The 21,821-nt window shown below is 58.8% G+C and carries 19 protein-coding genes; 15 read left to right on the top strand and 4 right to left on the bottom strand.

The window, feature by feature from the left end:
* Positions 1-2 precede the first annotated feature (2 nt).
* Both AC0V6V_RS02440 and AC0V6V_RS02435 read right to left on the bottom strand, forming a co-directional pair.
* A complete protein-coding gene (locus AC0V6V_RS02440) occupies positions 3-458 on the bottom strand; it encodes a vgr related protein (RefSeq protein ID WP_486163883.1) in 456 nt (151 codons plus the stop codon).
* Between the two features lie 71 nt (positions 459-529).
* Entirely contained in the window at positions 530-1,012 is a 483-nt protein-coding gene (locus tag AC0V6V_RS02435) for a copper chaperone PCu(A)C (RefSeq protein WP_486163882.1), read from the bottom strand.
* A gap of 170 nt (positions 1,013-1,182) precedes the next feature.
* On the opposite strand from AC0V6V_RS02435, the gene dnaK reads away from it, so the two are divergent.
* From dnaK to AC0V6V_RS02420, 3 genes are all read left to right on the top strand, one after another.
* Positions 1,183-3,117: a molecular chaperone DnaK gene (dnaK, locus tag AC0V6V_RS02430; RefSeq protein WP_486163881.1), complete on the top strand. Its 1,935-nt coding sequence runs from the start codon at positions 1,183-1,185 to the stop codon at positions 3,115-3,117.
* Between the two features lie 87 nt (positions 3,118-3,204).
* Entirely contained in the window at positions 3,205-4,350 is a 1,146-nt protein-coding gene (gene dnaJ / locus AC0V6V_RS02425) for a molecular chaperone DnaJ (protein ID WP_486163880.1), read from the top strand.
* A 158-nt stretch (positions 4,351-4,508) separates the two neighbouring features.
* The gene (locus AC0V6V_RS02420; protein ID WP_486163879.1) at positions 4,509-5,396 is read left to right on the top strand and encodes an MBL fold metallo-hydrolase; all 888 of its coding nucleotides are present in this window, start codon (positions 4,509-4,511) and stop codon (positions 5,394-5,396) included.
* Between the two features lie 14 nt (positions 5,397-5,410).
* On the opposite strand, the gene AC0V6V_RS02415 is transcribed toward AC0V6V_RS02420, so the two are convergent.
* The gene (locus AC0V6V_RS02415) at positions 5,411-7,729 is read right to left on the bottom strand and encodes a patatin-like protein (RefSeq protein WP_486163878.1); all 2,319 of its coding nucleotides are present in this window, start codon (positions 7,727-7,729) and stop codon (positions 5,411-5,413) included.
* Positions 7,730-7,800: 71 nt separating this feature from the next.
* Between AC0V6V_RS02415 and radA the strand changes: the two genes are divergently transcribed.
* The 9 genes from radA (at position 7,801) to rnr (ending at position 19,102) form a co-directional block, all read left to right on the top strand.
* On the top strand, positions 7,801-9,168 hold the full coding sequence (radA, locus tag AC0V6V_RS02410; protein ID WP_486163877.1) for a DNA repair protein RadA: 1,368 nt from the start codon (positions 7,801-7,803) through the stop codon (positions 9,166-9,168).
* 12 nt (positions 9,169-9,180) lie between these two features.
* On the top strand, positions 9,181-9,720 hold the full coding sequence (locus AC0V6V_RS02405) for a CvpA family protein (protein ID WP_486163876.1): 540 nt from the start codon (positions 9,181-9,183) through the stop codon (positions 9,718-9,720).
* 10 nt (positions 9,721-9,730) lie between these two features.
* A complete protein-coding gene (locus AC0V6V_RS02400) occupies positions 9,731-10,159 on the top strand; it encodes an iron-sulfur cluster assembly scaffold protein (RefSeq protein WP_486163875.1) in 429 nt (142 codons plus the stop codon).
* A gap of 68 nt (positions 10,160-10,227) precedes the next feature.
* Positions 10,228-11,901, top strand: coding sequence for an MFS transporter (locus AC0V6V_RS02395; RefSeq protein WP_486166182.1), 1,674 nt, complete (start codon positions 10,228-10,230; stop codon positions 11,899-11,901).
* A complete protein-coding gene (locus AC0V6V_RS02390) occupies positions 11,891-12,949 on the top strand; it encodes an alanine racemase (protein WP_486163873.1) in 1,059 nt (352 codons plus the stop codon). Before AC0V6V_RS02395 ends, AC0V6V_RS02390 begins: the two co-directional genes overlap by 11 nt.
* Before the next feature lie 75 nt (positions 12,950-13,024).
* Positions 13,025-13,627, top strand: coding sequence for a polyhydroxyalkanoate synthesis repressor PhaR (gene phaR / locus AC0V6V_RS02385; protein WP_472645320.1), 603 nt, complete (start codon positions 13,025-13,027; stop codon positions 13,625-13,627).
* 92 nt (positions 13,628-13,719) lie between these two features.
* Positions 13,720-15,264: a proline--tRNA ligase gene (gene proS / locus AC0V6V_RS02380; RefSeq protein WP_486163872.1), complete on the top strand. Its 1,545-nt coding sequence runs from the start codon at positions 13,720-13,722 to the stop codon at positions 15,262-15,264.
* Between the two features lie 39 nt (positions 15,265-15,303).
* Positions 15,304-16,710 (top strand): M28 family peptidase, encoded by a 1,407-nt coding sequence (locus AC0V6V_RS02375; RefSeq protein WP_486163871.1) that lies wholly within the window; start codon positions 15,304-15,306, stop codon positions 16,708-16,710.
* Between the two features lie 82 nt (positions 16,711-16,792).
* Positions 16,793-19,102: a ribonuclease R gene (rnr, locus tag AC0V6V_RS02370; protein ID WP_486166181.1), complete on the top strand. Its 2,310-nt coding sequence runs from the start codon at positions 16,793-16,795 to the stop codon at positions 19,100-19,102.
* Positions 19,103-19,129: 27 nt separating this feature from the next.
* Here rnr and AC0V6V_RS02365 read toward each other — a convergent pair whose 3' ends face one another.
* Positions 19,130-19,579, bottom strand: a complete 450-nt coding sequence (locus AC0V6V_RS02365; protein WP_486139045.1) for a universal stress protein — start codon at positions 19,577-19,579, stop codon at positions 19,130-19,132.
* Between the two features lie 121 nt (positions 19,580-19,700).
* On the opposite strand from AC0V6V_RS02365, the gene AC0V6V_RS02360 reads away from it, so the two are divergent.
* The 3 genes from AC0V6V_RS02360 to AC0V6V_RS02350 are packed head-to-tail and all read left to right on the top strand — an operon-like array spanning position 19,701 to position 21,821.
* Positions 19,701-20,999, top strand: a complete 1,299-nt coding sequence (locus AC0V6V_RS02360; RefSeq protein WP_486163869.1) for a pyruvate dehydrogenase complex dihydrolipoamide acetyltransferase — start codon at positions 19,701-19,703, stop codon at positions 20,997-20,999.
* The gene (locus tag AC0V6V_RS02355; protein ID WP_486163868.1) at positions 20,996-21,406 is read left to right on the top strand and encodes a hypothetical protein; all 411 of its coding nucleotides are present in this window, start codon (positions 20,996-20,998) and stop codon (positions 21,404-21,406) included. Before AC0V6V_RS02360 ends, AC0V6V_RS02355 begins: the two co-directional genes overlap by 4 nt.
* Positions 21,399-21,821: a hypothetical protein gene (locus AC0V6V_RS02350; RefSeq protein WP_486163867.1), complete on the top strand. Its 423-nt coding sequence runs from the start codon at positions 21,399-21,401 to the stop codon at positions 21,819-21,821. Before AC0V6V_RS02355 ends, AC0V6V_RS02350 begins: the two co-directional genes overlap by 8 nt.

Genomic DNA, 21,821 nt, shown 5'->3' with positions numbered 1-21,821 from the left:
GCTCACAAAGCTGCGCCCGGAAATCTTACCAAGCCATCATAGGCTGATTTGTCGGCCACTCCGGTAACGCGCACGCCCTGCCGCATCCAGAACGCGTGCTTTACGATCTCGGCCTGTTGCTCAATGCCATAGGCAGCGAAGGGCTGCCCCGGTTTGAGCGTATAGTCATAGCGGCAGAAGGGATGGCGGTGCAGCAGCAAGTACCAATCGCCACGCGTTTGGGTTTGCCAGACATGGGTAAGCTCGTGGATCAGCAGACCTTGGCGGATCAGCCCTTCACCCGAAAAGTCATCGCAATAGGCCGCGCCATCAGGGTGGAAATGCACGTGCCCGCGCGGGGCCATGGTGACTTTGCGCGGCTGAAACGGAAACCACTTGCGGCGCCGGATACGCACCGCCTCGTAATTAATCGCGGTGCCGAAGACTGTCTTCGCAATCCCAATTTCACCGGGCGTCAAAGTGCGCTCGCCGCCGACCGGGCAGGCCGGGACGAGCGCATGACTTTGAGCCGTAGGTGAGGGCGTGTCGCTCAGCGCTCTTCGCCCGCTGCGCGCACTTCGGCTTCGAACTTATGCCGCTTACCGCCTGAAATCTTGAGCGTTACTTCGGCGGTGCTGCCGGCCTGAACACTGTCGTCGAGTTCGAATGCCATGACGTGCTTTGCACCCGGTTCAAACGCAACCTCGGTGCCATTGGTGAGCGGAACGGGTCCAGCCTCTGCCATGGTCATCTTGAAATCATATTCCATCATGTCGTGAACGGTTGCGTTTTTTGCGCCCGCTACCTCAGCGCCGCTGACCGCAATGCCGCGATCGCCATCATAGCTGAGGTTGAAATAGACCGCTGCGGGGTTGCCCGACACCGGGGGAAGCACAAGGCGTGCATCTGTAATCGTGATCCCTTCAATCGTATCGACCGGCTCCGGGGCAGGGGCCTCTTCCCCGCAGGCCGCCACGCTAAGGCAGGCTGCCAAAGCGACGGTGCGCAGAAAGCCAGACGATGTTTGTGTCATTTTCACGTTGTAGTCCCCTTGTTGGATGGTGCGAAAAGTAGGCGCGTCCATCCCTTGTGCCAAGCAAAACCGCACCTATATCCCGCCTACAAACGAGTTGCCAAACGGTTCCGCCAATTCTGGGGAGCACCACAGGCAGCGTCCAACAACCTGTAATGGATGGGGAAATAATGGGTAAAGTAATCGGCATCGACCTCGGCACCACCAACTCGTGTGTGGCTGTAATGGACGGGGGCAAGCCTAAAGTTATTGAAAATTCTGAAGGCGCGCGCACCACGCCTTCTATCGTTGCCTTTACCAAGGACAGCGAGCGTCTGATCGGCCAACCGGCTAAGCGTCAGGCGGTTACCAATCCAGACAACACTCTGTTCGCGATTAAGCGCCTGATTGGCCGCCGCTTCGACGATCCGCTGACGAAGAAAGATATGGGCCTCGTCCCGTATGACATCGTCAAAGGCAAGAATGGCGACGCATGGGTGAAGGCCGGCGGCGAAGATTATTCGCCGAGCCAGATTTCAGCTTTCATTTTGCAGAAGATGAAAGAAACCGCTGAGAGCTATCTCGGTGAGACCGTCGACCAAGCCGTGATCACGGTTCCTGCGTACTTTAACGATGCTCAGCGTCAGGCGACGAAAGATGCAGGGCAAATCGCGGGCCTTGAAGTGCTGCGGATTATCAACGAGCCGACCGCTGCGGCGCTCGCTTACGGCATGGACAAGAACGACGGTAAGACGATCGCTGTTTATGACCTTGGCGGCGGTACGTTTGACGTTTCCGTGCTCGAAATTGGCGACGGCGTGTTCGAAGTGAAGTCCACCAATGGCGATACGTTTCTTGGCGGTGAAGACTTCGACAGCGCGATTGTCGAATGGCTTGCGGCTGAGTTCGAAAAGAAAGAGAACATGGACCTGCGCAAGGACAAGCTTGCGCTCCAGCGTCTCAAGGAAGCGGCAGAAAAGGCCAAGATCGAGCTTTCAAGCTCGGCCACGACCGAAATCAACCTGCCGTTTATCACAGCGCGCATGGATGGCGGATCAAGCACGCCGCTGCACTTGGTTGAAACGCTCAGCCGGTCCGACCTAGAAAAGCTGGTCGGCGATCTGATCAAGCGCACGCTTGATCCATGTAAGAAGGCTCTCGCTGATGCGGGCGTGTCGAAGGACGACATCGACGAAGTGATCCTGGTTGGCGGTATGACCCGCATGCCGAAGGTTCGCGAAGTCGTTGAAGGTTTCTTCGAAGCAAAACCGCACACTGGCGTGAATCCTGACGAAGTGGTTGCCATGGGCGCGGCCATCCAGGCTGGCGTTCTGCAGGGGGACGTCAAAGACGTTCTGCTGCTCGACGTGACGCCATTGTCACTCGGCATTGAGACCCTGGGCGGTGTCTTCACCCGGATGATCGATCGCAACACGACGATCCCGACCAAGAAGACGCAGACCTACTCAACCGCTGAAGACAATCAGAATGCGGTGACCATTCGAGTGTTCCAAGGTGAGCGCGAAATGGCGGCGGATAACAAGATGCTGGGTCAGTTCGATCTGGTCGGCATTCCGCCTGCACCGCGCGGCGTTCCTCAGGTTGAGGTGACCTTTGACATCGACGCGAACGGCATCGTGAACGTGTCTGCTAAGGATAAGGGAACCGGCAAAGAACAGACGATCAAGATCCAGGCATCGGGCGGACTGTCCGACAATGACATCGATCAAATGGTTCAAGACGCTGAGAAATTCGCTGAAGAAGACAAGAAGCGCCGGGCCTCTGCGGAAGCTCGCAACCAAGCCGACAGTCTTGTTCACGCGACCGAGAAGCAGCTCGAAGAGCACGGCGATAAGGTTGATGCCGATACCAAGTCTGCGGTGGAAACCGCCCTTGGCGAAGCGAAAACCGCACTGGAAGGCGATGATGTTGATGAGATCAACGCCAAGTCTCAGGCTCTGACCGAAGCGGCCATGAAAATGGGTCAGCAAATCTACGAGAAAGAGCAGGCTGAAGGCGCTGCTGCTGGTGACGGCGGCGACGGCGATGCCTCTTCGGATGCGTCAGACGACGAAGATGTTGTCGATGCTGAATTCTCCGAAGTGGACGAAGACAACAAGGACTGATGTCCTCATGAAAAACTATCCTGCCGTCAGCGTGGTCCGCCAAAGGTCTGCGCTGACGGCAGCTAGGTTTTAGGGACCAAGGTCACCATGGCTGCTACCCAATTAGATTATTACCAATTGCTCGAGGTGGGCCGCGACGCTGATGCGGCCGCCCTTAAGAGCGCCTATCGCAAGCTGGCGATGAAGTTTCACCCCGATCGCAATCCGGGCGATGCGGAAGCTGAAGCGAAATTCAAAGCCTGTAACGAGGCCTATGAAGTCCTCAAAGACCCGCAAAAGCGCGCGGCCTATGATCGCTATGGTCACGAGGCATTCCAGCAGGGAATGAACGGTGGCGGTGGAGGCGGCTTTGGCGGCGGACGCGGCCAGGCGGACTTCGGCGATATTGGCGATATTTTTGAAACGATCTTTGGCAGCGCCTTTGGCGGGGCCGCAGGTGGCCGTCAGCAGACCCGGCGCGGTGCCGATCTGCGCTATGACATGCAGGTTACCCTCGAAGAGGCGTTCCATGGCAAGTCTACCGAGATCGAAATTGAAGTCTCGCAAGCCTGCGATACCTGCGATGGCTCCGGCGCAGCGCCTGGCACCAGCGAACGGCAATGCAATTTGTGCCACGGGCACGGCTCTGTGCGGGCAAAGCAAGGGCTGTTCGTGGTTGAACGGCCTTGCCCAACCTGCAGCGGGCGGGGCGCCGTTTTGGAGGAGCCATGCGGTTCATGCCGCGGGGAAGGCCGCGTTGACCGCGCTCAGGCCCTATCAGTGGACATCCCGCCCGGCGTTGATACCGGCACGCGCATCAGGCTGACCGGCAAAGGTGAGGCGGGCGCTCGCGGTGCCCCTCCCGGGGATCTCTATATATTCGTGCACGTAACCCCGCACGAGCTATTCCAGCGCGAAGGCACCACTCTGGCCACGCGCGTTCCTGTCAGCTTCACGACGGCGGCCCTGGGCGGCAGCGTCGATATCCCGGATCTTGATGGCTCGACCAATTCCGTCGACATCCCAACCGGCATCCAATCGGGCAAACAATTGCGCGTGCGCGGAGCCGGTATGCCAGTGCTGCAAGGGCGCGGACGCGGTGATCTGGTGGTCGAAATTGCGGTCGAAACACCGACAAAGCTCAGCCGCAAGCAAAAGGAAATTCTCGAGGAGTTTCGCGAGACCGAAACCGGAGACGAATGCCCCGAAAGCCGCAGCTTTTTCTCTAAGTTGAAAGACGCCTTTGGCGGCTGATGAGTTGTCTGGCACTGTCACCTGACAAAGAGGCCAGCGATTTCGGTTATCCAGCCGGTGAGCAACTTACCGTCGCATTTGATGCCTCTTGAGCCGCCCTTAGCCAACTCGACAACCACACGGCTTATGGTTACTTCCCAGGCGACTGGAGAAGAATTATGAACCGTTTTGCCGTTTTCGCCCTCGCTGCTGCAACCCCATTTCTGGCTGTTCCGAGCTATGCTCAGCGCAACTTCGATGATGTGGAAATCACAGTCGAAGAGATCGCACCTGGCGTAGCGGTTCTGTTCGGCGCTGGCGGCAATATTGGTGTCAGCTACGGTGATGATGCGACGGTCATGATTGATGACCAGTTCGCGCCGCTGTCAGAAAAGATCGAAGCCGCTGTGGCAGGCCTCGGCGCAACTCCTGTGAAATATGTCGTCAACACGCACTGGCATGGTGATCATACGGGCGGGAACGAGAATTTCGGTAAGACCGGCGCGACAATCTTTGCACATGACAATGTCCGGGTGCGCATGGCCGATCCGTCGCTATCTGGCCGCGATGGAGATCCAGCGCCAGATGTTGCTCTGCCAGTTGTGACCTATGGCCAGGGCCTTCGCTTCCATCTCAATGACGACACCATCAACCTAGCCTTTTTGGGTGGCGGCCACACCGATGGCGACAGCGTGGTGATGTGGGACAAGGCCAATGTCGTTCACATGGGCGACCTCTATTTCAACATCCCGGGTTATCCCTTTGTCGACACCCGCTCTGGCGGCAGTGTCTACAACCTGATGTCCACGCTCGATCTCGTGATTACGATGATCAATGACGAGACAAAGGTTATTCCGGGCCATGGCGGTATGTCGAACAAGGCCGAAATGGTGGCCTATCGCGCGATGATCGGCGAGGCAGTGTCCCGCGTGGAAGCGCTCAATGAAGCTGGCAAGACGCTGGAAGAGGCAGTTGCAGCCAAACCGCTCGCTGACTTTGATCGCGGCGAAGGCTTTATCAGCGATGACGCATTCGTGACCGCAATCTGGACCAGCATCGAAGGTTAAGTGAGAGCTTGGTCTTACGCAAAACGCGCGAGGATCTCGTCTCTTAGCCCGCGCAGCAATTGCTCGCGGCACCGGCCAACCTCCAATTCCTCGTCAATGATGGCGAGGAATGCGGAGCGTTTGGCCGAGCGAATGGCTTCGGGTTTCATGCCGGCATCGACCGTCGATGCAATCAGATCGATCATCCGCTCCGCCCCGTGCAGGCGGCCCCAGACATAGTCGTTTTCGCGGTAAGATCGGCTGAAGAACGCCCCGAAATTGTAGAACTCGATGCCGCGTAATGTCGCGCGCGTGCCGCCTTCGCGGATGGAGCGCGCATCATCGGGAGAGATGCGGTCGACCTTGACCGGATTGTACTCGGTCAGTCCTTCGTTTTGCAGCAGGGGTAGGGTGGCCACATCGTAGAATGGGAAGCCAAGATAAGTCAGCAGCATTCGCCGTTTGAGGTTCTTCGGCATTTGTGCCAGCGCCTCTGCGAATATCCGTTCCGCTTCAAGATCGGTTTCCGGCAGCAGCCGTTGCTCGGCGAGATAATCCAGCAAGGCGCCCGGATCCTTCAGCGCATTCCGCGCATGGCCCGCGAATTCCTCGCTCAGCCCAGAGATATCATCAGCTGAGAAATAGAGCGCGAGAATATCGTAAATTTTCTCCCTCGCGATATCGAGCGCATCGTCTGGTATCTCCGGATCGGTTTCCCAATCTCGCGCCAGCCTGCGCGCGAGCAGGCGCAAGCGCCTTATGCGAAAGCCGATGTCGTGAGCCCTGAAGAATTGGATCGCTCCTTCGCTCGCGCCGCCGCTTCCGTCGGATAAATCGCTTAGGCCCCGGCGCTCCAATTCGCGGCGCATCGCGGCGGCAATCGGCATGCTGTCTGCTAGCGACAGCTCCGGCGCTGCTTCCAGAGCAAGCTCTGCGAGGCGGTCGATGATTCCGCTGAACTTGGTCTGCGCATAGGCTTGAAAGGCATAGCCCGCTCTCTCGGCCGCCGCCTGCTGCGCCTTGGCCCGCCAATTGTGCAAACGCTTTGGGCTGGGACTATCGAGGAAGAACGTCATGCCGAACAGTTTCTCAACTGCGCGGTCGATCTCTGGCCTCAGGCCTAGGACGATCCGGCTCAGCCGCTCGGCATCGCGGGATTGCTGTTCGATCCGTTCCAGATTGTCTCTAATCGGTTGTTCACGCGGGATGGTCGACAAAGAACCGAAGATTGCACCGAAGAAACCGATTGGCGAATCGTGATTTTCATTCACTGAGCCCGCGCGGTCGGGGCGCGGATCAATGTAGACAAACCGGCGGTCAACCTCCCGCTGAGCGGGGCGGCCATGCAGCGCCTTAATCGCCCCGCCAAATGGCGCATTGACCAAAACAGACCCGTCAATCAGCGATACGCCATCCTGCGTTCCATCGCGCATATGGACGGGCATGATCCGGTTGAGAAAACTCGCGCGCGATGTCCAATCCACTCCTTTGCGCTCCGCCAAGCGATCGATTTCCGCCAGTTGCAACGGTGGGAAGGCTCCTGGAAAACTGGCCGTTGCCCGCGCCGCGAGCACCAGCTCCAGCGGATTGGTCAGACCTTCGCTGCTTTGCGCCGGAGTGCTGGCGCGCAAGCTGATCGGGGTGCGATGCTCGGTTTCTTCAACAATCGGCGGACTGTTTAGGCGCAGCATTTCCACATGGCCGCGAAAGTCAGTGGTGGTGACAAACAGATCAATAGGATGACCTGGCGGCAGCAAAGGATCGCCGCGCTCGCCTGCGCGCATCCCTTCTAGTGCTTCAAACAGCAGGCTGGAGAACTTATCGCCAGAAAACGGCGGGCTGAACCAGCGGCCACGCACGAGGCGGGAGACCTTTTGCCGCACCTCGGACCGTGTCTCTGGCGAGACACTCTCGCTAACCGCATTGCCCGGACGGTTGAGCACCCATTCAGCAATTGGCTGAGCCCAGATCTTGGCATAGCGCCACATTGGCTGCGCCTTAGGATCGGTCAGCTCTTCGACATCGGCGGTTTCGAGCCATAGGTCGGTCAGCGGCTCGAGCGAGTGCCCTGAATGGATGGCTTGGGCGAGGAACACCGCGTTGATGCCGCCAGCGCTCGCCCCGGTGAGAATGTCCGGCATAACGCGCAGGCGAAGCGAGTAATCGCGCTCAATTTCGTTCAGCAGCTCGCAATAGACTTTTGCCACCCCGCTGCATGGCGCCTCGCGATTGGCATGAAACGCCCGGCTCGCGCGGGCCAGGTGCCAAATTTCTTTGGTGACCCCGTGCATATACACCGCAAGGCTGACACCGCCGTAGCAGACCAGAGCGAGACGAAGTTCTTTTTGCCGCATGAGAATCGTGATGACGTGGAAAGTAGGGAATGGCAATTGCGTTCCGCAAATGTTCCGTCTACGAAATTGGAATGGCAAAGACCAAACGGCGATATGTATGCGGTTCATGCGGCTCTGTTTCGCACCGCTGGCAGGGGCAATGTCCTGACTGTTCTGAATGGAACACGATGACAGAGGATGCACCGGCGACGGTGTTCTCTCAGAAGCATGATCTGTCGCGCGGAGGGCGGGCGCTGGAGTTCGTGCCGCTGGATGGCCCCGCGCAATTGCCTCAGCGGCGGCCGACTGGTCTTGCAGAGTTTGATCGTGCGCTGGGCGGCGGCCTGGTGCCGGGATCAGCTGTGTTGATGAGCGGTGATCCGGGGATCGGCAAATCGACTTTGCTGATCCAAACGGCGGCGACAATCGCGCGCTCAAATGGTGATGTGGTGTATGTCAGCGGAGAGGAAGCCGCCGGGCAAGTGCGCCTTCGCGCTGCGCGTTTGGGGATTGCTGATGCGCCGATCCGGCTCGCATCAGAAACCTCGGTACGCGATATTCTGACCACTCTGGGCGCTGGTGATCCGCCCGCTCTGCTGGTGATCGATTCCATTCAAACGATGCATTCCGACACGATCGAAGGTGCTCCCGGAACAGTTAGCCAGGTGCGCGGCTGCGCGCTCGAACTGATCCGCTATGCAAAGGAAAATGGGACCGCGCTCGTTCTGGTCGGGCACGTCACCAAAGACGGCAATATCGCTGGCCCGCGCGTGCTTGAACACATGGTCGACGTGGTGATGAGCTTTGAGGGCGAGCGCAGCCACCAGTACCGGATCCTGCGCGCGCTAAAAAACCGGTTCGGCGCGGTCGATGAGATTGGTGTGTTCGCAATGGCGAATGAAGGGCTGGAAGAGGTGACTAACCCTTCCATGCTATTCCTGTCCGGGCGGGACCAGCCGCTCGCAGGCAGCGCGGTCTTTCCCGCTCTCGAAGGCACGAGGCCTGTCTTGGTCGAGATACAGGCGTTGATCGTCAGGTTGCAATCGGGCGCCACACCGCGCCGAGCAGTGGTTGGCTGGGACAGCGGCAGGCTGGCGATGCTTCTAGCCGTGCTCGAATCGCGCTGCGGCCTCAATTTCTCCTCAGCAGAGGTCTATCTGAATATCGCAGGCGGATACCGATTGGCTGATCCCGCGGCTGATCTGGCAGTCGCGGCGGCTTTGATGTCTGCGCTCGCCGACAAGCCGCTGCCAGATAAAGCTGTGTGGTTTGGCGAGGTGTCGCTTGCTGGGGAAATTCGCCCGGTTTCTCATGGGGATCTGCGTCTTCGAGAGGCGGTGAAGCTGGGGTTTGCGAGGGGCTATGGCCCATCCGATAAAAAGCTCGGCTCATCCAAGCTCAATTATCACGGTTTGGGACAACTTTCGAACCTCGTTGACCAAGTGGTTGCGACGGAATAATTCACCATACCGATGACTATGTTTGATATAATCGTGCTGATAATCGTGGGAGTGGCCGCGATTGGTGGTTTCATGCGGGGCCTTGTGCAAGAGGTCCTCTCGCTCGCGGCGTGGATGCTGTCGGCTTTTGCGATCTATTATTTGCATTCGCCCCTGACCGATGGGCTTCGCGATTTTATTGATGCCGATCCGGCGACGCCGATCCTAGCCTTCGCGCTCTTGCTGCTTATCCCATATGCCGCGATGAAAGTGATTGCGAGCAATGTGGGGGAAGCCTCGCGCAACTCCATTCTTGGCCCGATTGACCGTGTGCTTGGATTTGGCTTTGGCGCGGTCAAGGGCGCACTCATCGTGGTGTTTGCGTTCTCCGTCCTGGCGCTCGGCTTTGATACAGTCTGGGGCTTCAGAGGTCGCCCGACATGGATCACGACCGCGCGCACTTATCCGGCGGCTGATGCGTTTTCCCGCCAATTGGTGTCCGCCATTGCGGAACGGCGCGCGAAACTATCTAACGAAGCAGATGCCGCTGAAGAAGCCAGCCTGATCGAATGACGGACCGATTGTGGCAGGCGTAAAGGCGACGAAGCTTTACTCGCCGCAATTGCTTGGTCTCGCCGCAGGGCTAGCCAATTATCCACTAAGCAATGCGTCCCAGTTCACTGGCGGAGCACGCTCTCGCACATGCGGCAGTTCAATTGAGCTTGCGGTCGATTGCCGCGAAGATGGATCGGTTGTGCGGATTGGCATGCAAGTAACCGCCTGCGCGATCGGACAGGCCTCTGCTGCGATCATGGCCGCTGATGTCCAAGGGCGTAGCGCAGCGGATATTATCGCTAAGACGGGCGAGATTGAGCAATGGTTGAGCGGCGAGGGCGGCCTGCCGGATTGGCCTGGCTTTGATGCTTTGGCGCCAGCTTTGGAGCATCCCGCGCGCCACGGCGCATTAATGCTCGTGTGGACGGCTGCGAGTAACGCGCTTTCCTCGCAGTAGACGAGCAGCTAGTGCTACTGGAATAAGGCCGAGGAAAACTGGCTAGTCAGAAGAGGATCACGGGGCTTATGGTGGATGCAGAAGCGCTAAAGCAGCGCGAGCCTAGCGAGAAAGAAATCAAGCTGGTGATCGGTGCGAGCAGCGCCGGGACCATCTTTGAATGGTACGATTTCTTTATCTACGGCACGCTTGCTTACATCCTCAAAGACGCATTTTATGACGTGAATGACCCGACGCTGGCATTGTTGCTGGTGTGGTCCACCTTCGCGCTCGGCTTTGCCTTCCGTCCGATTGGCGCAATTCTGTTCGGTTTTCTCGGTGATAGGCTGGGGCGCAAATACACCTTCCTTGTGACCGTCACCCTGATGGGCATTGCAACCGCGGGCGTCGGGCTGATTCCCACGGTCGACACGCTCAAAGAGAACTATGGTGAGGGGTATGTGATCATTGCCCCCATTATCGTCATATTCCTGCGAGTGCTTCAGGGCCTCGCCTTAGGCGGCGAATATGGCGGCGCGGCGATTTATGTCGCCGAACATGCCCCGCCTGAAAAACGCGGGTTTTACACCAGTTTTATCCAGGCCAGCGTGGCGGGCGGCTTTGTGCTTTCTATCATCGTGGTCCTGCTGTGCCGTTGGATCATCCCCGAGGAAGCCTTCGCCGATTGGGGCTGGCGCTTGCCATTCTTGCTGTCGATTATCCTGCTAGGTATATCGCTTTGGATGCGCCTCAAACTGTCTGAGAGCCCAGTCTTCCAGGCGATGAAGGAATTGGGCGAAACCTCGGGCAATCCGTTCATTGAGAGCTTCACCTATCCAGGGAATAAGAAGCGGATCTTTGTCGCTCTGTTCGGTGTCAGCGGCATTCTGACGACCATTTGGTACACAGCATTCTTCTCAAGCCTATCGTTCCTCAAGGGCAATATGCGGCTTGATGAGGGGACAGTTGAAGTCATCCTGCTAATCGCTGGGCTGCTCTCGCTCGGTCTTTATCTCATCGTTGGCAAATGGTCGGATACGGTCGGGCGTAAGAAGCCGATCATCATTGGCGCTCTGGCAACGCTGGCGACGCTGTTCCCGATCTTTTGGTTCATGGGCAGCTTAGCCAATCCGGGTCTTGCAGAGGCAGCAGAGCGGACGCCGGTTGTTGTCAGCGGCGATCAATGCGTGACTGATCCATTCGCCGAATTGTTTGACCGGGAACAGACGCCTTGCGGCAAAATCTTGAGCAGCCTGACTGGCAGCGGCGTGTCCTACACGCTTCAACCGGGCGGCGATCTGGGCGTTACTGTTGGCGGCGAGCCAGTCGCCATTGCGCCCGAATGGCTCGAGGAAACCGAAGAAGGTGCAGCTTCGCGGACCGCTGGTTTGCAAGAGGCTCTGGCCAAATCAGGGTTTGATTTCTCACGTCAGGTTCCGCCACTGATCAACATCGTGGGCATCATTGCTGCGCTGCTCGCGCTTGGCGTCCTGTCTGCGCTCACCTACGGCTCGGTTGCGGCGCTGCTGTCAGAGATGTTCCCGCCGCGTATCCGCTACAGCTCGATGTCGATCCCCTATCACATTGGGGCCGGCTATCTTGGCGGATTCCTGCCGCTGATCGCTGGGGTGATCGTCGCGAGCACGGGCAACATCTACTCAGGGCTTTGGTACACCTGGATCGTTGTCGCCTTCGGGCTCGTCGTAGCCTGGTGGGGCCTGCCGTCCGGGCCGCCGCGTGACTTCTCCGACGATGTCACTTGATCTCGCGCCACCAAGTCTTCGTCTGAGTATTGATCACGCGGCGCTAGCCAGCAATTGGCGCGCGCTTGACGGTATGTCAGGCGATGCCTCTGCTGGCGCTGCGATCAAAGCCAATTGCTATGGCTTAGGCGTGGAGCGCTGTCTGCCGACGCTCCGCGATGCCGGGGCGGAGGAGTTCTTCGTGGCGCATTGGAGCGAGGTCGAAGCGGCTGCGCACCATGTTCACGCGAGCGATATTGCGGTGCTGCATGGTCCGATGACGCCGCAAGATGCCGCTTTTGCCAAGGCCAGCGGAGCCGTGCCTGTCATCAACTCGCTGGAGCAGGCTCGCCGCTGGAATGAGGCAGGAGGCGGTCGCTGTCACTTGATGGTCGACACCGGGATCAACCGGCTTGGCATCGCGCCTTCTGAGGTTGGTGACGAGGCCATCAAACAGCTCGACGTTGATGTGCTGATGTCGCACCTCGCATGCGCCGATGAAGACAGCGAAATGAATGCGCGGCAATTGACGAGCTTTCGTGAGGTTCAGGCGCATGTCGATTGGAATTCCCTAAGTCTGGCGAACAGCGCCGGGATCGCCTTGGGCAGCGACTATGCCTTTGACCTTACGCGGCCTGGCCTCTCTCTATACGGCGGCATCGCGCGGCAGGAACTTGCGGGCGTCATCAAACAAGTCGCCTTTCCAGAGGCCGCAATCATCCAGACGCGCGCGCTGAACGCTGGCGATGCGGTTGGCTATAACGGCGAATTCACCGCGCCCTGTGATATACGGGTTGGCACTGTTTCGCTGGGCTACGCCGATGGCTTCCTGCGCAGTTGGGGCAATGTGGACGGACGCAGCGGCGCGCATTTGCTGCACGCTGAAACCCCTCTGCCGCTGCTTGGCAAAGTGTCCATGGATATGGTGGTGGTTGACCTAAGCGCGTCGCCGAGCCTTCGCGAAGGCGACTGGCTATCTGTGCCTTATGAATTGCAAAATGCTGCGCAGCAAAGCGGCCTGTCGCAGTATGAATTGCTGACCATTTTGGGACAGCGTTTCGGATCCTAGAAAACGTTCATGTTGCGCTGCACATTGTGCAGATGCTAAGCGCGCTGCAACGCAAAAATTCATGGGATCCAAATAATGGCAGGCAAGTCCAAAGCCGCAAAGTCAGGCTCGCGCAAAACTGGCGAGGCAGGCGATGCGATCATCATCAAGAAATACGCCAACCGGCGGCTCTACAACACCAGCTCGTCGAGCTACATCACGCTCGATGACCTCGCTGAGATGGTGCGTGAGAATGTTGAATTTCAGGTGCTTGATGCGAAGTCCGGCGATGACATCACGCATTCGATCCTGACCCAGATCATCATGGATGAAGAGGCCAATGGCGAGCAAATGCTGCCCGTGGGTTTCCTGCGCCAATTGATCGGCATGTACGGCAATTCCATGCAAGCGATGGTGCCGTCTTACCTTGAGGCGAGCATGGCCAATTTTCGCGACAATCAAACGAAGATTCGCGAAGCCTTTGAAAAAGGCATGTCGAACAATCCTATCTCGGCGATCCACGAAACCAATATGGCGATGATGCGCGCTGCGGCCGATGTCCTCATTCCGGGCGTCGCGAACAAGCGCAAATCTGCTGCGCCGAAAGCCGCCGCTGGTGCGAGCTCCAATGGCGAGATCGATGCGCTGCGCGAGCAAATGGCCGAGATGCAAAAGAAGCTTGATGAGCTGAGCAAATAGCCCCGCCACCATTTGCGAATTGCGAGCGGCAGGCCTAGCGCTACCGCTCGATCAACCCAATACCCGCTCTAAGATTTTGAGAGAGACCCGCTGTGTCTAACATCCGCCACGCTCTGAATGTGAAGCGCGAAGACGACTTCGCCAAATGGTATCAAACCGTGATTGCTGAGGCTGATCTGGCCGAGGAATCCGGCGTGCGTGGGTGCATGGTGATCAAGCCATGGGGTTACGGCATTTGGGAGCGTATTCAGCGACTGCTCGATGACCGGATCAAAGCCGCTGGCGTGCAAAATTGCTATTTCCCGCTTTTCATCCCGCTCAAGAATTTTGAGCGTGAGGCGGAGCATGTTGATGGCTTTGCCAAGGAAATGGCGGTCGTCACTCACCACCGCTTGATCGCCGATGGCGAAGGCGGATTGGTGCCTGATCCTGAGGCGAAATTGGAAGAGCCTCTGGTGGTTCGGCCAACCTCAGAAACGATCTTTGGCGATGCGATGGCGCGCTGGATCCAGAGCTGGCGCAACCTGCCGCTGTTGACCAACCAATGGGCCAATGTTGTGCGCTGGGAAATGCGCACGCGGATGTTCCTGCGCACCAGCGAGTTCCTCTGGCAGGAGGGGCACACGGCGCACGAAAACCAAGAGCAAGCCCAAGAAGAGACGCACCGTGCGCTCGAAATGTACCGCGCCTGCGCCGAAGAAGATTTGGCCATGCCTGTGATCGCTGGCGAGAAGCCGGAGAATGAGCGTTTCCCCGGCGCGGTCGAGACGTGGTCGATTGAGGCGATGATGCAGGACGGTAAAGCTCTGCAAGCGGGCACGTCGCATTATCTCGGCACCAATTTTGCCGAGGCGGCGAACATCCAGTTTCAAGATCGCGAGGGCGCTCAGCAATATTGCCACACCACAAGTTGGGGCGTTTCCACCCGCATGGTCGGCGGCGTTATCATGACGCACGGCGATGACGATGGCCTGCGTGTGCCGCCCGCGATCGCGCCGCACCAAGTGATTATCCTCCCCATGCTGCGCGACAAGCCAGAGGACGAGGCGCTGCTCGAATATTGCCGCGAGCTTTACGGCCAGCTGACCGCGCAAACTGCGCTGGGCGAGAAGACCCGCATCTGGCTCGACACCGCGCCTGGCAAAGCAACCGCCAAGCGTTGGGATTGGGTGCGCAAGGGCGCGCCGGTCATCATCGAAGTCGGCGGACGTGATATGGAGGCTGGCGTGGTCAGCCTGCTGCGCCGCGACAAAATGTGGAACCCAGAGAATGGCAAAGTCTCCTTTGCTGCGCCAAAACGCGACGATGTCGCGGGCGAAATTGGGGCGATGCTGGAAGACATCCAGGCGAACCTCTTTAACGAGGCGCGCGAGCGGCGTGATGCGAACATCACCCACGGGATCAGCGATTGGGCTGACGTGGCCAGCCATTTTGCCAATGGCGGCAAGTATCCGGGCTGGGTCGAGGTTCAGTGGTCAAAGCCAAGCGGAGACGCATTGGAAAAGGTGGTTGAGCGCTTGAAAGAGCACAAGCTCACGTTTCGCAATGTCCCGCGCGGCAGCGATGCGGCAGACGGCGCGTGCATCTTCACAGGTGAACCTGCCGTAGAGCGAATTCTGGTGGCGCGCGCTTACTAGAGCTTGCACGCATTCGCATGTCGCGGCAAACATTGCGGCATGATTAAAAAACTCGCTATTCTCGCCTCGCTAATTGCCACGCCACTGGCCGCTGATGACCATGTTCCGGCCGCGACTGACGACAGTCTTGCGGCTCAGGTTTCCGAAGAGCGCCTGCGCGCGGATATGGACAAAATCGTCTCGTTCGGGACGCGGCACACCTTGTCGTCACAGACCGATCCGAAGCGCGGAATTGGCGCAGCGGTCAATTGGGCGCTGGATGAGTTTCGCCGGATCGGGACGGGCTGCGATGACTGCCTAGAGGTTCAATCGGTCGAGCGCGTGGTCGAGCCCGATGGGCGGCGCATTCCTCAGCCAACCTTGGTGCGCAATGCGGTTGCCATCCAGCGCGGGACCGAACGTCCCAATGAAGTGATCATCGTGCAAGGCCACTATGACAGCCGGGTCACCGACCCGCTCAATGGCACCGACGATGCGCCGGGCGCGAACGATGATGGCTCGGGCAGCGTGATGATCCTAGAGGCGTCCCGTATCCTATCGAAACAACAATATCCCTCGACCATCATTTACGCGCTGCTGACCGGTGAGGAGCAGGGCCTTTATGGCGCGCGCATCCTCGCCGATTGGGTGGAGGAGCAGGGCATGACCGTGAAGGCCGTGCTCAACAACGATATGATTGGCAATTCCTGCGGGTCAGACGGTGTGTGCGACGCGAAACATGTGCGCGTTTTCTCCGAAGGGCCACGCGCCGATTCCACCGAGCAGCTGCGCGCAAGACAGCGCCGCTTTGGTGGTGAGAACGATATGCCAGGGCGCAATCTCGCGCGCTGGCTTGGGGATCTGGCTCAGGCCAATCCTGACGGCATGCAAGTGCGGCAAATCTGGCGGACGGACCGCATGGGGCGGGGCGGGGATCAAATCCCTTTCCTAGACAAGGGCTATCCGGCCATCCGCATCGCGGTCTCTGTCGAAGATTATGAGCATCAGCACCAGGATCTGCGCACAGAGAACGGCATCAAATATGGCGATACAGTGGACGAGATCGACTTTGATTATCTGACCCGCTCCTCGCAATTTAACGTCCGCGCGCTGCACCGTCTGGCCAAGGCACCGATGCCGCCAGCGGTCACCGCCGATGCGGCAGTGCGCGTGGACACGGCGCTGGAATGGGACGCGGTTCCCGGGGCGGATCGTTATGTAATCAAGGCCCGCCGCACAGACGAATCCTATTGGCGCGGCGTTTTGCCAAATGGCACCAAGGGCGAAGATATCCAAAGCGCTATCCCCGCAACCGATGCTCCCAAAATTGAGCTAGCCGTTCCTCTGCGCGGTGATGACTGGCTGCTGGGTGTGGCCGCCTGCACGGGCAGCTATTGCTCGCCCGTTTCCAGCGCAGTCCCCGGCGGAGCATTCGTGCCGGTAGCGAAAGCTGCCGATAACGATTAGAGACCGCTCGTCCTGAGCTTGTCGAAGGGCGAGCCCAGTCAAGTGTTTGTACGTCGACAGGCTCAGCGCGAACGGAATTCTCATGGCCAAAAGACAAATGAACCGCCCCGCAGGCTTGCCGAGCGCGAAGCAAGTGCTGGAGTTCATTCAGACTGCGCACGGCCCCACGGGCAAGCGTGAGATCGCGAAAGCGTTTGGCCTGAAAGGTCAGGAGAAGATCGCGCTCAAGCGGTTGCTCAAGGATATGGCCGAAGAAGGCCTGATCGATGGCAAGAAGACCGCCTATCACCGGATGGGCGGCGTGCCGAAAGTCACCGTGCTGAAGGTCGTCGATATCGAAGATGGCGAAGCAATTGCGGTCCCAGAGAATTGGGATGCCGACGCGCCGGATAAGCCGCCGCGTTTGACCGTCAAAGAGAAGAAAGGTGGGCGCGGCGCGAGAGGCATGCCGGCGCTCAAGCGCGGCGACCGGGTGCTGTCCCGCACCGAAGAAACCGAGGCGGGGTGGATCGCCCATCCGATGAAGAAATTGCCTGCGCGCAGCGAAGGCTTGCTTGGCGTGGTTGAGCTCGATGGACGCGGCAAGGCATGGCTGGCGCCGGTCGACAAACGCATCCGCAATTCCTCTCCCATCGCCGATGTGGGCGAAGCGGAAGAGGGGCAGCTGGTCCTGTGCGAACGGGTGGGCCGCTCTGAACGCGCCGGTGTCAAAGTTGTCGAGGTGATCGGCGATCCGCTGGCTCCCAAGAGTTTCAGCCTGATTGCGATTGCCAAGCATGGCATCCCGCAGACCTTCCCCGAAGAGACTTTGGCTGAGGCTCAGGCTGCGACCGAGCTGACCTTGTCCGAGGAAAAGCGCGAGGACCTGCGTGATCTGCCTATCGTCGCAATCGATCCGGCTGATGCGCGCGATCATGATGATGCGATCTGGGCGGAGCCAGATGGCGATGGCGGGTTCAAAGCGCTCGTCGCGATTGCTGACGTATCCTATTATGTCCGCCCCGGCGGCGCGCTCGACAAGGAAGCGCGAAAACGCGGCAATTCGGTCTACTTCCCTGACCGCGTCGTGCCGATGCTGCCAGAGATATTGAGCGCCGACGTGTGCTCTTTGCGCGAAGGCGAAGATCGCGCGGCGATGGCATGTCACTTGCGGATCAATTCCAAGGGCAAGATCACCAGCCACCGCTTCACCCGGGCGATTGTGCGCATTCATCACAATATCGCTTACGAAGATGCGCAGGCGGCGGTGGACGGCGACGACACGCCGGAATTCCTCGGCAATTTGTGGGCTGCATGGAAAGTACTCGCGGCTGCCCGCACCGCGCGTGATCCGCTCGATCTGGACCTGCCGGAGCGGCGGGTTGTACTGAATGAGCAAGGCCAGATCGCAGAGATCGCCGTGCGCGAACGGCTTGATGCTCACCGCGTCGTCGAAGACTTCATGATCGCGGCCAATGTCGCGGCGGCTCAGGCGCTGGAGGCGAAGAACTCTCCAGTGGTCTACCGCGTACATGAGACGCCAAGCCGAGAGAAGCTGATCGCGCTGCGCGATTATCTGGAGACGTTTGGGCAAAAGCTCGCGCTGGGGCAGGTGATCACGCCGAGCCTGTTCAACCGCATGCTGAAAGATGTCAGCGATGAGGATGAAAAGGCGCAGGTTATGGAAGCCGTCCTGCGCACTCAGATGCAGGCCTATTACGGCCCGGCCAATTCGGGGCACTTTGGCCTGGCGCTCGGTGCGTATGCGCATTTCACATCGCCAATTCGCCGCTATGCCGATCTCCTCGTGCACCGCGCATTGGTGGATGCGTACAAGCTGGAGCAGCCGAAGACTAAGGTGTCTTTGCCAGAGAAAAGCGGGCTGTCAGAGCGTGACCGCGACAATCTGCAACAGATCACTGACGCGATCAGCCAGACCGAGCGCCGGGCGATGGAGGCGGAACGCGATACGATCGATCGCTACGTCGCCGCATGGCTATCTGGCAGAGTTGGCGAGAATTTTGAAACGCGCATTACGGGCGTTCAGGGCTTTGGGTTCTTCGCCACTATCGTAGGCCTTGGCGGTGATGGCCTCGTGCCGGTTTCGACCTTGGGCGCAGAGCATTTCCGCTATGAAGAAGCGGCGCAATCCTTGGTGGGCGAAGACAGCGGCACCAGCTATTCACCTGGCGACAAACTCACGCTGCAGCTGGCGGAGGCGAATGCGCTAACCGGTGCGCTGAAATTTGTGCCAGTGGACGCCGATGGACAGGCGATTGAGCCGCGCGGAAATCGCCCGCCGCCGCGCCGGGGCAAGCCGAGTTACAAAAAGGGTCCGCCGAAAAAGGGGAAATACGCCGCCGGCAAACGCGGCCGTCCCGGCAATATCCGCCATCAAGGACGCCGCAAATAGGCCCGGTAAGCTTGCGTTAAACCGCAATCATACTCCGTGATCGCTGCTGGTTTCGTCGTAATCGTTCGGGATGACATAGAGCGGGCAGGGCAGCTCCCCCGCGTGCGTTGAGAAGTGCGTGACCAGCGGTCCGGGATTGCCGCTCGCCGCGCCCAGCACCAATGCGGCAACTTCCTTGTGGTTCTTCAAAAAGTCGCTGACGATTGATTGGTTGTTGCCGACCTTCACCGAAATTGTTGGCATGATCCCGCTCTCTGCAAGCAGATTTCCGCCGATCCCATTGGCTAGCATTTCTGCGCGGTCATGCGCCTCTTGCTCGATGGTGTCTTGCACTGCGCCAAACGCGCTAACGTTTTGCTGAGCGACGAGCGCAAGGATGTGCACCGCGCCTTTTACCGCGACGGCGCGGCGTGCGGCATAGCGTAATGCGGCCCGTGCTTCTTCGCTTTCGTCCATCACAACCAGGAATGTACGCATATTCTTCGCTCCCCTTACGGTAGCTATCCTTTCAAATGGTTTCGTATGCAAGGCCTTGCCCGAAGCGGCTGAATTCGTCACACGGGCAAAACAACACCAGCGACGAGGATTTGACCGCTCCATGGCCGTAGAAATCAAGATGCCCGCTCTCTCTCCAACAATGGAGGAGGGGACGCTCGCCAAATGGTTGGTGAAGGTTGGCGACACTGTGAACTCTGGCGAGATCATGGCGGAAATTGAAACCGACAAAGCGACGATGGAATTTGAAGCCGTTGATGAAGGCACCATCGCGGCAATCTTGGTCGAAGAAGGCAGCGAGAACGTTGCGGTCGGCACGGTTATCGCGATGCTGGCGGAAGAAGGCGAGGACATTGGCGATGTGAGCGCGCCGAGCGCCGCGCCTGCGCCAAGCGCCCCGGCAGAGCCAGAGCCGGCGGCTGAAGCGCCTGCTGCACCAGCGGCCGCTCCTGCCCCAGCAGCTGCGCCCGCAGCAAAACCCGCGGCCGCAGCTTCGGACGGGCGGATTGTCGCCTCTCCTTTGGCGAAGCGTATTGCTGAGCAAAAGGGTGTCGATCTCTCGCAAGTCACCGGCTCTGGTCCGAATGGCCGGATTGTGAAAGCAGATGTCGAGGGCTCGAGCGCCACGGCAGCGCCCGCTGCAAGCGCGGCTGCACCTGCGGCCCAAACAGCGGCAGCGCCCACGCCGTCGATGTCACCTGATGATGGCGGCGCGCCTTACAGCGAGGCGAAGCTCAACAATGTTCGTAAGGTCATTGCTCGCCGCCTGACCGAAGCGAAGCAGCAAATTCCGCACATCTATCTGACGGTCGATGTTCAGCTCGATGCGCTGCTGAAACTGCGCAAGGAACTCAACGCGTCGCTCGAGGCGGATGGCGTGAAACTCTCCGTCAATGATCTGATTATCAAGGCCTTGGCACGCTCGCTGCAACGCGAGCCGCAATGCAATGTCAGCTTCCAAGGCGATGTCATGCATGAATACAGCCGTCAGGACATCTCTGTTGCGGTGGCTGCGCCTTCCGGCCTGATCACGCCAGTGATCCGCGATGCCGGGCGCAAGGGGCTCGCTGAAATCTCAACCGAGATGAAGGAACTGGCTGGCAAGGCGCGCGATGGCAAGCTGATGCCGCATGAATATCAAGGCGGCACGGCCTCGCTCTCCAACCTCGGTATGTTCGGCACGAAGCACTTCGATGCCGTAATCAACCCGCCGCAGGGCATGATCCTGGCCGTCGGCGCGGGCGAACAGCGGCCCGCAGTTGTTGACGGCGCGCTGGGCATTGCGACCGTGATGACTGTAACGGGCAGCTTCGATCACCGCGCAATTGACGGTGTAGACGGGGCGAAATTGCTCGCTCAGTTCCAGAGCCTGATTGAAAATCCAATGGGGCTGGTGGTGTGACAATTGCCGTTTTGGGCAAGGCGATCATAATTGCGTTTATAGCCGCTCTTACCGCGTGGCTGTTTCCGGTCGCATATCTGGTTTCCACCGGAGATAGCCTTGATCTCAATCCTGCGTCGCCGGTGCGTCAGGGAAGTACTATTGCCTTGCTCGGCAGCTATGGTGTTGGCCTGCCGGTGTCGCTCCTCACCTACTTCCTTGCGCGGCGACATCTCATGCAATCGCCGTTGACTTTGTTCACAATCGCGGCGCTCGCCGGGGTGATGATGATCCTCGTTTGCCTCGTGCTTGGTGATGGGTTCTTGGCCTTGATGTTTGGCGTCCCATCTCTGATCGCAGCGCTGGTTTTTGCCACTCTTGGTTGGTTCTGGATTCTCAGGCCGGAACAGGAGGCTGCGAATGTCTGATGGCTTGATGATAGGGTTTTTCTTGGCTTTGGTGAGCTCACCTGCCTTCGCTAATGAGGCCAATACGGTCGGCGTTGTGCAGCCCGGAGAACGATTGATTATTATCGAATCCACTGCCGATCTTGATCCTTGCAGTTATGGCAGAGCGCGCAATCTTCATTCTAATACCGATGCGAAGGTGAGCGTGCACTTCGCTCCAGAAGTTGGATCACGGACAAAAGACACTATTGCTGATCGGACGAATCTTTGGATTTGTGATGGGTACGGCGATTGGATCGGGGTTGTGTATCGATCCCCAGCTGATGGCAAAGTTGACTGTCAGGTTGGATCGGCTGCGAATTTCATAGCGGCATATCGTGGGCCATGCCGTTTCGGTTGGATCCATGCTAAATATGTCGAGGGCCTAGCGGGTTAA

The sequence above is a fragment of the Erythrobacter sp. S249 genome (assembly GCF_057364975.1).
Note: the sequence above shows the minus strand (reverse complement) of the source record. Positions and strands in the feature narration are given on the sequence as shown.